Source organism: Planctobacterium sp. R6 (assembly GCF_055755215.1).
The window spans coordinates 24,102-38,064 of the sequence record NZ_JBVTQY010000011.1; the positions used below are offsets into that span (position 1 = coordinate 24,102).

Here is a 13,963-nt window from a genome sequence, read left to right on the forward strand (position 1 = left end):
CTCATGTTGGATAAAGTTCTTATCGCCAACCGGGGTGAGATTGCACTGAGAGTATTGCGGGCTTGTAAAGAGCTGGGCATTAAAACAGTGGCAGTACACTCGACGGTTGACCGAAATTTAAAGCATGTATTGCTGGCCGATGAGTCTATCTGTATCGGAAAGGCAGCAGCTCAGGAAAGCTACCTGAACATTCCTGCCATTATCGCCGCCGCAGAAGTCACTAACTCAATTGCTATTCACCCGGGATACGGTTTTTTGGCGGAAAACGCTGATTTTGCTGATCAGGTTGAGCAAAGCGGCTTTATTTTCATTGGTCCCAAAGGCGACACTATTCGTCTGATGGGTGACAAAGTGTCAGCCATCAATGCCATGAAAAAGGCCGGTGTTCCCTGTGTTCCGGGTTCTGATGGGCCATTAACGGACGACCAGGATGCGAACAAAGCTCACGCCCGACGCATCGGTTACCCCATAATTGTTAAAGCTGCCGGTGGTGGTGGTGGTCGTGGTATGCGGGTGGTGCGCTCTGAAGGTGAGCTGATCAACGCCATTGCAACTACCAAGGCGGAAGCCAAAGCGGCCTTTAACAACGATGTGGTTTACATGGAGAAATTCCTGGAAAACCCACGTCACGTTGAGATTCAGGTACTGGCCGATGGTCAGGGTAATGCAATCCACTTAGGTGAGCGGGACTGTTCTATGCAGCGTCGTCACCAGAAAGTCGTGGAAGAAGCACCTGCGCCAGGAATTACCCCTGAAATGCGCGCCAAAATCGGTGAGCGTTGTTGCCGTGCCTGTGTGGAAATCGGCTATCGCGGTGCCGGTACTTTTGAGTTTCTGTACGAAAACGGCGAATTCTACTTCATCGAAATGAATACCCGTATTCAGGTGGAGCACCCGGTTTCAGAAATGATCACCGGCGTTGATTTGATCAAACAGCAACTGCGTATTGCCGGTGGTTTACCGCTGTCTATTGACCAGTCGCAAATCAACATCAAAGGTCACGCCATTGAGTGTCGTATCAACGCTGAAGATCCGAATACCTTTATTCCTTCTCCAGGCGCAATAGATATGTTCCATTCGCCAGGTGGTTTAGGGGTGCGTTGGGATTCCCACATTTACGCGGGCTATTCAGTACCGCCTAACTATGACTCCATGATCGGTAAACTGATCACCTACGGCGAAAGTCGTGATGTGGCCATCGCCAGAATGCGTCATGCACTGGACGAACTGGTAGTGGAAGGAATCAAAACCAACATTCCACTTCAGAAAAAAATCATGGCAGATGAAAGCTTTGGTGCCGGTGGTACCAACATTCATTACCTGGAGAAAAAGCTGGGGATTGGCGGCCATTAAGGCAACCTTTATAAGCGATTCAAAACGGGCCGGATGGCCCGTTTTTGTTTGTGTGAATAAGTTCTTATAGATTTTCCGGAGAAGTTAATGGCCTATTTGTATTTAGCAATTGCAATTGTCGCAGAGGTAATCGCTACCAGCGCCCTGAAGGCCTCTGAAGGGTTTTCTAAATCTATCCCCTCTGCTGTGGTGGTGATCGGGTTTGGTATCGCATTTTATTGCTTATCACTGGTATTAAAGACTATCCCTATTGGCATCGCCTACGCCATCTGGTCGGGGCTTGGCATTGTATTAATCTCCATCGCCGGATTGATTTTGTTTGGTCAGAAACTGGATTTAGCGGCCATTGTGGGGATTATATTGATCATCAGCGGTGTGGTTGTGATGAATGTATTTTCAAATTCGGTGAGCCATTGAGGCTGAATAAGTAAAAGCTATGGCTACCGTGATATTCAGGTTAAGGATAATCGTCCTTTTGTGGCTCACTATGGTCGGCTATGGCGCAGCAAAAATTCCGGATATGCACGAGGACAATGGCTACATCGAACCTTTCCAGATGTTCGATAATGTCTATTACATTGGTGATAAATGGGTTTCTTCCTACGCGGTGACAACCTCTACCGGACTGATCATCATTGATACGCTGGAGTTTCCCTATAGCCAATGGCTACCTGTCAATCTTAAAAAGTTAGGTTTACAGGGGGCACGGGTGAGCCACATTCTGGTGACCCATGGTCACTCAGATCATGTGGCTGGTGCCAGCTATTTACAGGAGTTATACGCTGCTGAGGTCATTATTTCCGAGCAGGGTTATGCACTGGCTCTGCAACAAGCTGAACAAAGCCGCGGTGAGAAGAAGTTCAGGCCGCCTGAAGTGTTATCATTTGTAAAGGATGAAATGAGCCTGCTTATTGGCAATACAAGGTTTAAGTTTTACCTTACCCCCGGTCATACACAGGGGGATATGTCGATTGATTTTATGGCAAGGCATCGAGGGCAATTGTACCGCGCATTTGTCACCGGTGGGCACAGCGCAAATCTTCAAAATAAACAACTGACCAAACTGTTTATAGCCAGCATGTCACGCATAAAAACACTCAGCGCTGAAAGTCCTGTGGTAACCGTCAACCTTGCAAATCATCCCCATAAAAATCATTTATTTAAATCCCGTACGGCGATTAACACCAATGATTTGAAGAATCCGTTTGTTGATCGGGAAAACTTCCTCCAATTTATCGAGCAGCAACAGGCGCAGGCCCTAAATAAGGTGCAGTAATCGGTGAGCAATCAGGTTCCCCACAAGTGACAGAGTAGAGCTGCATCACTTCTTTTTTCCCGGTTAGACGGAGATGGTCCGTTTCTTGTTTTCAGCGTATGTGATGATTATAATGGTTAAAAAAAGCACCTGCATTGATAGGGGCTTTACCAAGGACAGAACGTTGACAAAAGGAGAATCATGCAATGAGCCGATTACGGTACCTCATCCTCTTACTAACCCTTCCACTATTTACGCTGGCCCAACCCGATAGCTATCAAAGAGACATCAATGACGTAAACGGAAATGGCATCAGAGACGATGTCGATCGTGAAATAGCGAGTTTCACGTCTGATATCACAGAACAGACCCATTTGAGTTATTACGCATTTTTTCTGTCGCGTTTTATAGAAACTAAAGGCATAAAGCGAGCACAGAGTTTTGCGAATATGGTGGAGCATATGATGTGTCTGAAAACCGAAGAACATCAGATTGAAATCAAGTCTCGTATTCTTGATTCAGAAAATAGCTTTAGTGCTTACAACAGGGCGAACAGTGAAGTTGTCAGGTATATGTGGTTACAGTCGGCTATTGGGTCGAAGAACTGTGCTATTGAACGGTCTCCGACTGACTTTGATTTTTGGCAATTTATCCAGGCTGCTTATGATGAAGATATATGCGACAGAATCAAAAAAAATAACAGATTTTCTGCAGATCCTATGGCCAAACATGATTACGCCAGGTGTATAGACGAAACCCGGTAAGTCAAAATTAAACTAATTAACAGTTGTTGCTGGCTTGTGTGGATATTGGCTATCGCAGTGCCTGGAATGGTATAAGATTGGTTGGAAGCCTGGCCGCCCTCAGGCATTATCTTTACTAGCCATTAATAGGTCAGGAAAACCAGGAGCAACACTATGATTGGATACATCACGTTAGGGACAAATGATGTCCTAAACGGCGGCATCTTTTACGATCAGCTATTTGCCATTTTAGGTGCCAAAAGAGTATACGACCAGGCAAACTGCATTGCATGGGCAAAAGACGACGCGCCTGTCATATTTACCTTGCTGAACCCCGAAAATGGTCAACAGGCCACAGCCGGTAATGGCACCATGATCGCGTTTCAGGCAGCATCACAAGCACAGGTTGAATCGCTGTATTACAAAGCCCTGGAAATTGGCGCCTCCGATGAAGGCGCACCTGGTATTCGTTCCGGTGGTTTCTATTGTGCTTATATTCGGGATCTGGATGGCAATAAGCTCAACTTTCATTTTAATCCCAACGGGACTGAATAAAACCCGCTCAGGTAGCACTAAACAGCAAGCATTTGCAAAGGCCTGACTGACAGTGTATTTCCAATCCCCCCGGTTTTACTGGTAACCAGGTTGTCACAGAATCCTACGACAATAGACCGGTGTATTATTGAGTTTAATTTAGGAAAAGTAAGATGATTTTGCTTTGGTTGTTTCTGGGATTGTTGCTGGTAAGCCCACTTATTTTTATTACGCGAAAGCTGCGTGGTAAAAGGTTAGTTCATATTATGGGAAGTAGCCTGGTGATTGCTGCGCTTATTTATATCGGTTTTGCAATTATCTGGGGGGATACTAAGTGGCTGGCAACCGAGTTTGTTGGGGTTCTTTTATATAGCGCTTTCTACTGGTTGGCTTTGCAGCGCGGACTCGTTTGGCTGGCCATTGGCTGGTTACTGCATCCTGCCTGGGATGCTGCACTGCATTTATTTGGCCCGGGAGCACACATTGCGCCTGCCTGGTACGCCTGGGCGTGCATTTCATTTGATGTTGTACTGGCTGCTTATTTGCTGAAAAGAAGCCTGGAAAAACAGCCAATGGCGATCAATTCATAGTTTTAGACAGGGCGCGACGATAAAACACCAGGCTGAGCAATAAAATCGCCATAGGCACCAGCATAGTGTAAAAGGCGGTTTGGCCGTCGAACAAATCGAAAACAGTACCGGTGACCAGGCTGCCAAAGGTACCGCCCAGAGCAGAGAAGATCACAATTAAGCCGGTCATACTGGCGTGTTGTGCTTTGGGCAGAGCGCTGAGTACCACTGAGTTAATCGCCGGGTAAATTGGGGCCATAAACAGGCCGATGAGAGGCAGCAACCAGGCGGCGAAAGGCACTGCCTGCCAGCTGGTTATCGCGGCGTCAGGGCGTTCCTGCAGTGTCAGTGGAATGGTCAGTAATAATAGTGCTGCCATGGCAATAACGCAGATCAGTAGAAACACAAACCAGTCAACTTTATTCAGAATAACGCCCGCTGAAAGGCGTCCCAGAGCGAGTGAGGCAGCAAAAATGCTGGTGATCTGAACACTGATATTGTTACTCAGTCCCAACACGTCTTTGTTGAAGGTGGGCAACCAGGTGCCGAGTCCCTGTTCGATCAATACATAGAAGAAGGCGCAGCAAACAAACATGACGACGAAGGGTAACCACACCAGCGACAGCATGGCTTTAAAACTGTCAAAACTGGATTCTGTGGTGGTGACCTCCGGTGCCGGAAAGTCCGAGATAAGAACCACAAAAAGTGCAATGGCACAGAGTATTGCCACCAGCCAGTAGACATTGAGCCACTCCGGCGACGCGGGGTTGTCAGGATTAATAAAAAAGCTGAATATCCAGTAACCGGACAATACACCCACCATAAAGCAGCCTTCCAGCAGGTTCATTTTTGCGGCGTGTTGGCGGGCGTCATCAGCGATCAGGCCGATACTGGAATAAACCGAAACCTTCACCAATGCGAAGCTGACCCCGACGGACAAAAACAACAACTTAGTCATCAGAAAGTTACCCACTAATGGCATGAGCACTGAACTGAGAGTGACGATAGTCAGGCCGGTAAGCAAAGCTCGTTTAAATCCGAAACGCGGCAACCAGGAGGCCAGTAAAAAGGAGACGATTGCGATGGGTAAATCTTTAAAGCCCTCAAGGGTACTGGCCTGAGTTTTAGAGACATTAAAGGATTCAATGGACTGCAGGATAACCGTGCCCACACTGTTGAGCAAAATGGCAAACACCACGTAGGTACAAATCAGACTCAAAAACACCAGATGTTTAGATTCAGTGGTGGTGGCTTTTACCATAGTTGCTTCTCCAGAAATCCCGCTTAATCATTACATGAGAATTTCTGAATTGCAATCGATTGCAATTGTTATTTTGATGTTAACGTTGAAAATTGCCCGGTTCAGCTACTACTGCGTTTTATCAATTGCGTATCCAGCAGGAAAGATTCCGCCGACTTACCCTCAAGGCGTTCAAATAACAGCTCTACTAATTTTTCGCCGCCTTTGCGGGTGTCCTGGCGAATGGTAGACAGGGACGGGGTTGTATAGGTCGATACTGAGATATCGTCATAGCCTACAAAAGCCACATCTTGCGGAATGTGCTTGCCCGCTTCGCTCAGGGCTTTCATCATGCCCAGGGCAATGGTGTCACTGGCTGCAACGATGGCATCGTAATGAAATTGCTCGTCCTGTAACAGCGATTGAGTGATGGCGTAAGCATCTGAGAAACTAAAGTGCACATCCAGGTGGTGACTGTATTGTTTGCCGGCGTCGCGGATCGCTTGCTGGTAACCCTGGTAGCGCTGCGCGGTTTCATAGGACAAATGTCCGGCAAAGCAGATATTTTTGCGCCCGGTTTGCAGCAAATGTTGGGTCGCCAGCAAGCCACCCTGGTAATTGTCTGTACCCACGGTGACGTAACCCGAATCGGGGGCCACTTGCCCCCAGACGATCGCCGGTAACTCAGGCTTGACCACCTCGGTGAAGTGGGCAATGTCGTCGCCCTGGCCAAATAAGATCACGCCGTCGGCTTTTTTCTGACTGACCAGCTCCGGCACCTTTTCCAGTGATTTCCCTGGATGGGAAGAGAGCAACAAATCATAATTGCGCTTGCTAAGCTCATCGGCAATGACGCCCACCAGACTGAGTAAGAAAGGATCGCTGGCGGACTGGTCTTCTTCTGAACTCACAACCAGTACAACGGCGATGGTATAGGATTTTTGAGTACGTAAATTTCGGGCCAGCGTGTTAATTTTAAAACCCATATCTGCCGCGATTTGCTTTATGCGCTTACGGGTTTTCTCGCTGACCAGGTGGCTGTCATTAAGGGCTCTGGATACGGTAGATTCAGAAACGCCGGCGATGCGGGCGACATCCGTGAGGGTGCTGGCTTTTTTTGTCATTAATCCGGTGACCTGGTGAATACTAAAGACACAAACCTGTTTGCGCCCTGTGGACTGTAAAAGACTATATGTAACAACAATCCACTCAAAAATCCAACCGCCAATTAGCGCTGATGGCGCTTTTTATAAAAGGCACGGGATACACCATTGGTCCAGCCGAACCCCGTTTGCACCTGATATTCGCCACCTCCGGCAACGGTGCCCGGTTGAACTACGTCGTATTTTTCCAGCATACAGCCGTGCGTTGCCAGGCAGAGCTCGACATTGCCAAGCCAGGCGTCCATGATTTCATTGGCGAGAGTTTGCTCACCGTAATTTTCCATCGCAATCACCGAAAACCACTGCAGCGGAGCCCAGCCATTGGGGCTGTCCCATTGCTGTGGAGTACTGGTTAAGGTGGTGACCAGGCCACCAGAGTTCAGAAACTCGCCGCGCAGTTTGTTGGCTACCTGCCGGGCCTGATCTGTTGTTGCAATACCCACAAACAGCGGCAGTACACCGGCCAGTGAAAACACCTGTGATGCCCTGTCTTCTACGATGGCATAATCCATATAGAATCCCTGACTTTCCTGCCAGAACCAGCGCTGAATAGCTCTGGCGCGTTGTTGTGCCGCTTGTTTGTACTGGCTGGCTTTGTGTTCTTCGGCGAGTAACGTGCTGTAGTGGGCAAGGCTGGTTTCCAATTGCCACAACAAACAGTTCAAATCCACCGGAACTATGTCTGCGGTGCGAATTGTTTCCAGTTTATCCGGCTCTGCCAGCCATCGGGAACTGAAGTCCCATCCGGATTCACAGGCCGCGCGAATGTGGGTGTAGCAGCTGCTACGGACAGTTTCGGGGAGTGCCGATGCCAGTTCTAAATCTTCCCGCCAGGACTCGGGTCTGGGGCCGGTGTGCTCATCCCAATAGCGATTCAGCACAGCACCATCGGACATTAAAACGCAGCGGTGATTTTGCCGGTTCTGTGGAGAAAGGGCATCTGCACCCTGCATCCAGTACCGGTATTCCTGTTCCAGGCTGTCCACTGCTTTTGTCAGGAAGTCAGCTTGCTGCACTGCCGGTAGCTGTGTTTTATTGCTTAACAATAAATCCAGCAACAAGGCCATTATTGGAGGCTGGGTACGTCCCCGATAATAATCGCGATTGCCATTGGGGATACAACCATTGTCCTGTAACAGATACTGAAAATTAAGAAACATATCCAGTACCCATTGATGATGCCCGTCGTGACATAAACCCAGAGCAGTAAAATAGGAATCCCAGTAGTAAATCTCCTGAAACCGTCCGCCGGGTATCACATAAGAGTGCGGCAAAGGGATCAGGGTACTATGAGTTTGTGCATCCGGGTGGCGGTGCAATTTAGGCCACATAGCCTGAATATAATTCAGGGCATCTTGCTGTGTATCGGGCCGCAGGGTTTCGTTATTGGCGAGCGGCACATTAAAATGCTCGGCAACAAAATCCGCCAGTTTGAAATGCGCCGACCGGGATTGCTTAACCCAGTTATTTTCGATTTCAGCGAATGGTAATTTGGGGATGGCATCGGCAAACGTTTTACTGTCAGGAAACAATTCTGATGACTGCACCGCAGTGAATAACTCACTGTTTAAAAACGCGTTGGATGTATTTGTTTTTTCTAACATTTCCATAACAACTCTGGACGCCTTTTGCACTTGTGACCAGCCATTTATCTACATGGCGTTTGGTCCGGTCGCCCGTATCCCCCTTTAAAATCATATCATCTTGATTGCAGTGTACTGCTAAAATCTTAAAATGCAATCGTTTGCAAAAAATACTTGCAATCGATTGCAATAGATCCTAAATTAACAATTAAGTAACATCTGGGAGCAGAGGATATACACACAATGAGCAACACACGACCCCACACTAATTTGTTAAATTTAAAACAGTCGGCACTGGCCGCTGCGGTTTCACTGGCGATGTTTAGCACAGTATCAGCACAGGAAGCCGAAACCCCTGATGACGGTGCCCAAAAACCGGATCTGTATGAACAGATCATCGTAACCGGTACTGCCAGCGGTAAAGCCGTGCGCAAGGTAGACAGTAGCTTTGCAACTACTTCACTAAGTGCCGAAGACATTAAAAAGCTGGTGCCTAAGTCCACCGCTGACGTATTTAAGGCGATCCCGGGTATCTGGGCGGAAAGCTCTGGCGGTGTATCAGGCGCTAATGTGTTTGTACGTGGCTTTCCAAGTACCGGTGATGCCCCCTTTCTGACTGTTCAGTTGCAGGGTGTACCCGTGTATCAGCCACCCACGCTGTCCTTTTTAGAGAATTCCACGCTGTTCCGCGTGGATGAAACCATTTCATTTATGGATGGCTTGCGCGGCGGGCCAAACTCTGTGGTTTCCAATGGTCAGCCAGGTTTAACCACTAACTTTTTGTTAAAAGAAGGCAGCGATGCCACTGAGGGCTTACTCAAGTACACGACATCCAGTTACGATCTGCAACGCCTTGATGGGGTGTTGAGCGGTTCGTTGGCTGACGACTTCTACTATATGATTGGTGGTTATGTGCAACAGAGTTCCGGTATCCGCGATGCCGGTTTCAACTCTGAAAAAGGCCAACAGTTCACTATTAATCTGACCAAAGAGCTGGACAACGGCAAACTAAACTTCTTTACCCGCGTTACTGACGATCACGGTGCCTGGTATTTGCCTACACCGCTGGTGGATGGTGTGGATAACGAGTACACCCAACTGGGTACGTTAAACCGACAGGCGAGTATTCAGTACGGACCTGACGGCACCAGCGAAGCGTTTGATTTTGGCGAAGGCCGTGGCTGGGATGGCTCCATCACCGGTGGCTCGGTGAACTTGGAGTTGGGCAATGGCTGGACCTTCGTTGACCGCTTTGCTTTCACCAAAGGCGATGCCGATACGTTAGGATTGGTACCCAATGGTACGCCTAAAACCATTGCGGAACTGGTGGCGATAGGCGAAGACAACGCAGAGCGTTATCAGGATGAGAATGGCAATCTGGTGCCTGTTACCGGCGCGGTCACAGGTACTGAGTATGCGGACAGCACCCTGATCCAACAAGTGGGCCGTTGGGTTGTACGCAAAGAAATCGAAGCTTTCACCAATGATCTGGCTTTAACCAAAGTCGGCGACAATTACGAAGCGTCTTTTGGTTTGTACGCATCAGACTTTTCTGCCAATGACTGGTGGTCTATCGGAAATCAGTCTTATCATGTGATTGCGCAGGGCGGTGAAAACCTGACCGGTATCGTGTGTAATGATATGCAGGACAGCTGTGTCGATAACGGTGGCTGGAACTATGATATCAACAGCACCGGTGATGGTAAAACAACCGCCTTTTACGCTGCATTGGATTATCAATTTACCGAGCAGCTAAGCGCGGATGTCGGTATTCGCCGCGAAAATCACGAAATTGAGTATTCTGTAGACGAAGGTCTGGATGGTTCGATTGATAAAGTGGTGCAATACGATGAGTCAGATACCGCCTGGACTTTAGGGGTTAACTATCAGTTTGAGAACAGCAGCGGTGTTTTCCTGCGAGCCAGTGAAGGTTCAAAAATGCCCTATTTTGACGATTTTCGTGACAACTATGGTGCTTATGAAGCCGGCTCAAATTTGATCTTTGACGTCAGTCAGTTCGAGTTGGGGTATAAGTTGGCGAGAAATAACTATAATTTCTACGCCACCGCGTTCTTCAACGAAAGTGAATCATCGCAAACGCCTTTCCCCAGCGCCCCTTCACAACGCTTTTTTACCGAAGCTTATGGTGTCGAATTGGATGCGGTTTGGTTTAACGACAATGGTTTTTCTGTGACCCTGAACGCAACGCTACAGGAAACTGAGATCACTAAGAGTGATTCCAATCCGGAGCTGGTGGGCAATGAAGCGCAACGTCAACCCGGTTGGCAACTGCGCGCCACGCCAAGTTACGATTTTGAAATCGCTAACTACATGGCTTCCGTGTATGCCAACGTGATTCTGGTAGATGACCGTTTTGCCAACAATGAAAACACCGTTGTACTGGAAGGCTATGAGCAACTGGATCTGGGCTTTACCTTGCTCACAGAGGAAGGGCTTAAGTTTGAGTTGTCCATGCAAAATGTCACTGATGAGGACGCCCTGACCGAAGGCGATCCGCGTAACCCAACGGCACCTAATGGGCGTTATATTATGCCCAGATCTGCCACCTTCAGTGTCAGCTACGAGTTCTATTAAGGTATCCAGGCCGGATATCAGTCCGGCCTCATTGTTGTACGCAAGATTTACAGGTTAGTTTCTGCTCTGGTTTGGGTGTTTTGTTCCACAGTCTTGTAATTGCTGAAATAAAATTACCGGGCTCAGAGTTGAATTATAACCCGAATGTTAAATTGATTTGTTTCCTGTTAATGATATACCTCTTTGCCCCGTCTCTATTGAGTTTGGGGCTTTTTTATTTGTCATTTTGGACTACGCTTAAATGAGTGACATTTGACAACTGACTGATATGAAAATCGACCCGGCACACCTGATCTCTCCGGAGTACCTGGTGTCGGATTTAATCGACATTCCAAGGCTCACCAAGTTACTGGAGTTATATTCTTCAGCGACGGGGATGGTGACGGCGTTGTTAGACCTCGATGGCAATGTGCTAATCGCCACCAACTGGCAAGACTCCTGTACCAAATTTCATCGCCAAAATACCCGCACCTGCGCCAATTGTCTGGAAAGTGATACTGCCCTTGCTGGCCAGTTAGCTGAGGGTCATAAATACAATGTGTACGAATGCAAAAATGGCCTGGTGGATGTGGCGACCCCCGTTGTCATTGAAAATCAACATGTTGCCAATTTGTTTACCGGACAGTTTTTTTTCGAAAAACCCGATTTAGCTACTTTCAGAGAGCGGGCCAGGCAGGTAGGGTTTGATGAAGACAGCTACGTCGAAGCGATTGCGCGGGTACCGGTTTATTCAAAAACAGAAATTGAAAGTCATTTTACTTTTTTAGCCACCCTGGCAGAAATGATCGCTGAGTTGGGTATCGCGAATAAAAAAATCAGTCAAATGAACAAAAAGGTGGTCAGGCAAAACGAGTTATTGGCCAGTTCCTTCAATGATTTTATTGCAGTGGCACCCTTAGGTGTCGCAAAAAGTAATGCCAACACCGGGCGAATAGTATTGGCAAACAGTGCTTTTACTGAATTGGTTGCGCTGGACATAGATAAACTGACGGAATACAGCCTGATCGACTTTATTGCTTTTGGTGCTGAAACCCTGACGCGTACTGTTGAGGCGTTGCAAAATTCAGAAACTTTCGGACCTGTCGAAGTGAGGTTGAAAACCCGGGGAGGCACCGGCATAACGGCGTTATTGCACGGTGTTAAAACGGTAGAAGTTACCGGAGCCGCCTGCATCTGGACCATTGTACAAGATATAACATTGAGTAAATTGCACGAAATGAAACTCAATGCCGCTAAAAAACGCGCGGAACAGGCCAATATTTCCAAAAGCGCCTTTCTGGCGAATATGAGTCACGAAATTCGCACCCCCATGAATGGCGTTCTGGGTGCCTTACAGTTACTGGAGCGCAATGTTACAGATGATAGTGACAGAGATCTGATCGATAAATCCCTGTATTCAGCCCGAACCTTGCTGACCATCATTAACGATATTCTGGATTATTCAAAGATAGAAGCCGGTAAACTGGAACTGGAAAACGTGCCGATTTCTATAAAACAAATTGTGGAATCCATCAGCTCAGATTTGTATCCCGTTACCCAAAGTAAACTGCTGGAACTGCATATCAAAATTGCCGGGGGGTTTACCGACAACTGGCGGGGTGATCCAGTGCGCATCCGGCAAATTCTGTTAAACCTGGCCTCCAATGCGGTTAAGTTCACGAGCAAAGGGAAAGTGGAAATTCTCGCCAGTCAGGTGCAAATGGGTCCTCGTACAGTGCTGGAGTTTATGGTGAAAGACACCGGGATTGGCATGGACCAAAATGGCATCAAAGCCCTGTTTGAACGCTTTGAACAGGCCGATTCTACCACCACGCGCAGTTTTGGGGGCACCGGACTTGGTATGGCGATCGCAAAGAATCTTATTGATTTAATGGGCGGGCAAATATACGTCACCAGTGAGCAGGGCAAAGGATCTGAATTCAGAGTTATGCTGCCTCTGGAACAAGGTGGCGATGAAATTAAAGTGCCATCAGGCCGCTATCAGGGAAAGGCACCAATTCTGAAAGGAAAAACCATTGTCATCGCCGAAGACAATGAAATCAATCAGAGTATCGTGGCCAGAATGCTTGAAGAAACTCAGGCTGAGTTGGTGTTTGCCAATGATGGTGTTGAAGCTATCGAAGCCTTTCAACGCTGTTCACCCCATCTTATTCTCATGGATATACAAATGCCTAATCTGGATGGCATTGCCGCCTGCAAACGGATCAAAGGCCTGGACCCAGATACTAAAATCGTGGCACTGACGGCAAATGTCATGAAAGATGACCTCAGGCGTTATCAACAGGAAGGGTTTACCGAACATATAGGGAAACCTATCGATATGTCTGTTTTGTATCAAACATTAGCGCGTTTATTGATAGACTAAGGTGGAACGGTCTGGCCTGGTAGTGCGCATTCCCGTTAAATAAAAGTTCGGTCCGGCGATGATGGTCACTATCCGATTTGAAATTTTTACAGTAAAAAAAGGAAAAATAATGGGTTACGTTGATGGTTATGTGTTGGCTGTGCCTACCAAAAACAAACAGGCATACATGGAATTGGCACAGCTCAGTGCCAGGGTGTTTAAAGATTACGGCGCCCTTCAGGTGGTGGAAAGCTGGGGTGATGACGTTCCCGAGGGACAGCTCACCTCGTTTCCCATGGCTGTGCAATGCCAGCAGGATGAAACAGTGGTGTTTTCCTGGGTAACCTGGCCGTCAAAGGCAGTGCGAGACAGCGGCATGAAAAAGGCCATGGAAGATCCCCGTATGAATGACTGGGATCCGCAGGCTATGCCCTTTGACGGAAAACGCATGATATTCGGCGGATTTACCATGATCGTCGAAGACTAAAAACATCGGTTGCTGCGGAAAACCATTGCCGTTTTCCGGCAACTGACACCTGCCATTTGCCTGTTTCTATCCCGATTGTTTTCTTTACCCTATCTTT

General features: G+C 47.8%; 12 protein-coding genes. 9 read left to right on the forward strand and 3 right to left on the reverse strand.

Going from position 1 to position 13,963, the window contains the following annotated elements; all coding sequences use genetic code 11:
* Nucleotides 1-3: 3 nt before the first annotated feature.
* The 6 genes from accC to AC0J20_RS09245 all read left to right on the forward strand — a co-directional run bounded on the left by accC (nt 4) and on the right by AC0J20_RS09245 (nt 4,475).
* Nucleotides 4-1,353 carry an acetyl-CoA carboxylase biotin carboxylase subunit gene (gene accC, locus AC0J20_RS09220; RefSeq protein WP_229530826.1) on the forward strand — a complete coding sequence of 450 codons (1,350 nt, stop codon included), beginning with the start codon at nt 4-6 and terminating at the stop codon, nt 1,351-1,353.
* 87 nt (nt 1,354-1,440) lie between these two features.
* Nucleotides 1,441-1,770 carry a DMT family transporter gene (locus tag AC0J20_RS09225; protein ID WP_473021450.1) on the forward strand — a complete coding sequence of 110 codons (330 nt, stop codon included), beginning with the start codon at nt 1,441-1,443 and terminating at the stop codon, nt 1,768-1,770.
* Nucleotides 1,771-1,789: 19 nt separating this feature from the next.
* Nucleotides 1,790-2,629, forward strand: coding sequence for an MBL fold metallo-hydrolase (locus tag AC0J20_RS09230; protein ID WP_473021451.1), 840 nt, complete (start codon nt 1,790-1,792; stop codon nt 2,627-2,629).
* Nucleotides 2,630-2,814: 185 nt separating this feature from the next.
* Entirely contained in the window at nt 2,815-3,372 is a 558-nt protein-coding gene (locus AC0J20_RS09235; RefSeq protein WP_473021452.1) for a hypothetical protein, read from the forward strand.
* A gap of 153 nt (nt 3,373-3,525) precedes the next feature.
* The gene (locus AC0J20_RS09240) at nt 3,526-3,906 is read left to right on the forward strand and encodes a VOC family protein (RefSeq protein ID WP_473021453.1); all 381 of its coding nucleotides are present in this window, start codon (nt 3,526-3,528) and stop codon (nt 3,904-3,906) included.
* A gap of 152 nt (nt 3,907-4,058) precedes the next feature.
* On the forward strand, nt 4,059-4,475 hold the full coding sequence (locus tag AC0J20_RS09245) for a DUF6010 family protein (RefSeq protein WP_473021454.1): 417 nt from the start codon (nt 4,059-4,061) through the stop codon (nt 4,473-4,475).
* On the opposite strand, the gene AC0J20_RS09250 is transcribed toward AC0J20_RS09245, so the two are convergent.
* The 3 genes from AC0J20_RS09250 to AC0J20_RS09260 all read right to left on the reverse strand — a co-directional run bounded on the left by AC0J20_RS09250 (nt 4,465) and on the right by AC0J20_RS09260 (nt 8,467).
* Nucleotides 4,465-5,715 carry an MFS transporter gene (locus AC0J20_RS09250; RefSeq protein ID WP_473021455.1) on the reverse strand — a complete coding sequence of 417 codons (1,251 nt, stop codon included), beginning with the start codon at nt 5,713-5,715 and terminating at the stop codon, nt 4,465-4,467. The genes AC0J20_RS09245 and AC0J20_RS09250 overlap by 11 nt on opposite strands.
* A 101-nt stretch (nt 5,716-5,816) precedes the next feature.
* Nucleotides 5,817-6,818, reverse strand: a complete 1,002-nt coding sequence (locus AC0J20_RS09255; protein WP_229530833.1) for a LacI family DNA-binding transcriptional regulator — start codon at nt 6,816-6,818, stop codon at nt 5,817-5,819.
* Between the two features lie 104 nt (nt 6,819-6,922).
* Nucleotides 6,923-8,467: a trehalase family glycosidase gene (locus AC0J20_RS09260; protein WP_473021456.1), complete on the reverse strand. Its 1,545-nt coding sequence runs from the start codon at nt 8,465-8,467 to the stop codon at nt 6,923-6,925.
* Between the two features lie 216 nt (nt 8,468-8,683).
* Here AC0J20_RS09260 and AC0J20_RS09265 point away from each other — a divergent pair, with 216 nt between their 5' ends.
* From AC0J20_RS09265 to AC0J20_RS09275, 3 genes are all read left to right on the forward strand, one after another.
* Nucleotides 8,684-11,035: a TonB-dependent receptor gene (locus AC0J20_RS09265; RefSeq protein WP_473021457.1), complete on the forward strand. Its 2,352-nt coding sequence runs from the start codon at nt 8,684-8,686 to the stop codon at nt 11,033-11,035.
* A gap of 268 nt (nt 11,036-11,303) precedes the next feature.
* Nucleotides 11,304-13,400, forward strand: coding sequence for a PocR ligand-binding domain-containing protein (locus AC0J20_RS09270; protein WP_473021458.1), 2,097 nt, complete (start codon nt 11,304-11,306; stop codon nt 13,398-13,400).
* A gap of 109 nt (nt 13,401-13,509) precedes the next feature.
* Nucleotides 13,510-13,866, forward strand: a complete 357-nt coding sequence (locus AC0J20_RS09275) for a DUF1428 domain-containing protein (protein WP_229530837.1) — start codon at nt 13,510-13,512, stop codon at nt 13,864-13,866.
* Nucleotides 13,867-13,963: the final 97 nt, after the last annotated feature.

Excerpts from the sequence above, each read along its gene's own strand:
- AC0J20_RS09225 (WP_473021450.1), top strand. The coding sequence starts at position 1,441 with ATGGCCTATTTGTATTTAGCAATTGCAATTGTCGCAGAGGTAATCGCT.
- AC0J20_RS09275 (WP_229530837.1), top strand. The coding sequence starts at position 13,510 with ATGGGTTACGTTGATGGTTATGTGTTGGCTGTGCCTACCAAAAACAAA.
- AC0J20_RS09240 (WP_473021453.1), top strand. The coding sequence starts at position 3,526 with ATGATTGGATACATCACGTTAGGGACAAATGATGTCCTAAACGGCGGC.
- AC0J20_RS09235 (WP_473021452.1), top strand. The coding sequence starts at position 2,815 with ATGAGCCGATTACGGTACCTCATCCTCTTACTAACCCTTCCACTATTT.
- AC0J20_RS09230 (WP_473021451.1), top strand. The coding sequence starts at position 1,790 with ATGGCTACCGTGATATTCAGGTTAAGGATAATCGTCCTTTTGTGGCTC.
- AC0J20_RS09255 (WP_229530833.1), bottom strand. The coding sequence starts at position 6,818 with ATGACAAAAAAAGCCAGCACCCTCACGGATGTCGCCCGCATCGCCGGC.
- AC0J20_RS09250 (WP_473021455.1), bottom strand. The coding sequence starts at position 5,715 with ATGGTAAAAGCCACCACCACTGAATCTAAACATCTGGTGTTTTTGAGT.
- AC0J20_RS09260 (WP_473021456.1), bottom strand. The coding sequence starts at position 8,467 with ATGGAAATGTTAGAAAAAACAAATACATCCAACGCGTTTTTAAACAGT.
- accC (WP_229530826.1), top strand. The coding sequence starts at position 4 with ATGTTGGATAAAGTTCTTATCGCCAACCGGGGTGAGATTGCACTGAGA.
- AC0J20_RS09245 (WP_473021454.1), top strand. The coding sequence starts at position 4,059 with ATGATTTTGCTTTGGTTGTTTCTGGGATTGTTGCTGGTAAGCCCACTT.
- AC0J20_RS09265 (WP_473021457.1), top strand. The coding sequence starts at position 8,684 with ATGAGCAACACACGACCCCACACTAATTTGTTAAATTTAAAACAGTCG.
- AC0J20_RS09270 (WP_473021458.1), top strand. The coding sequence starts at position 11,304 with ATGAAAATCGACCCGGCACACCTGATCTCTCCGGAGTACCTGGTGTCG.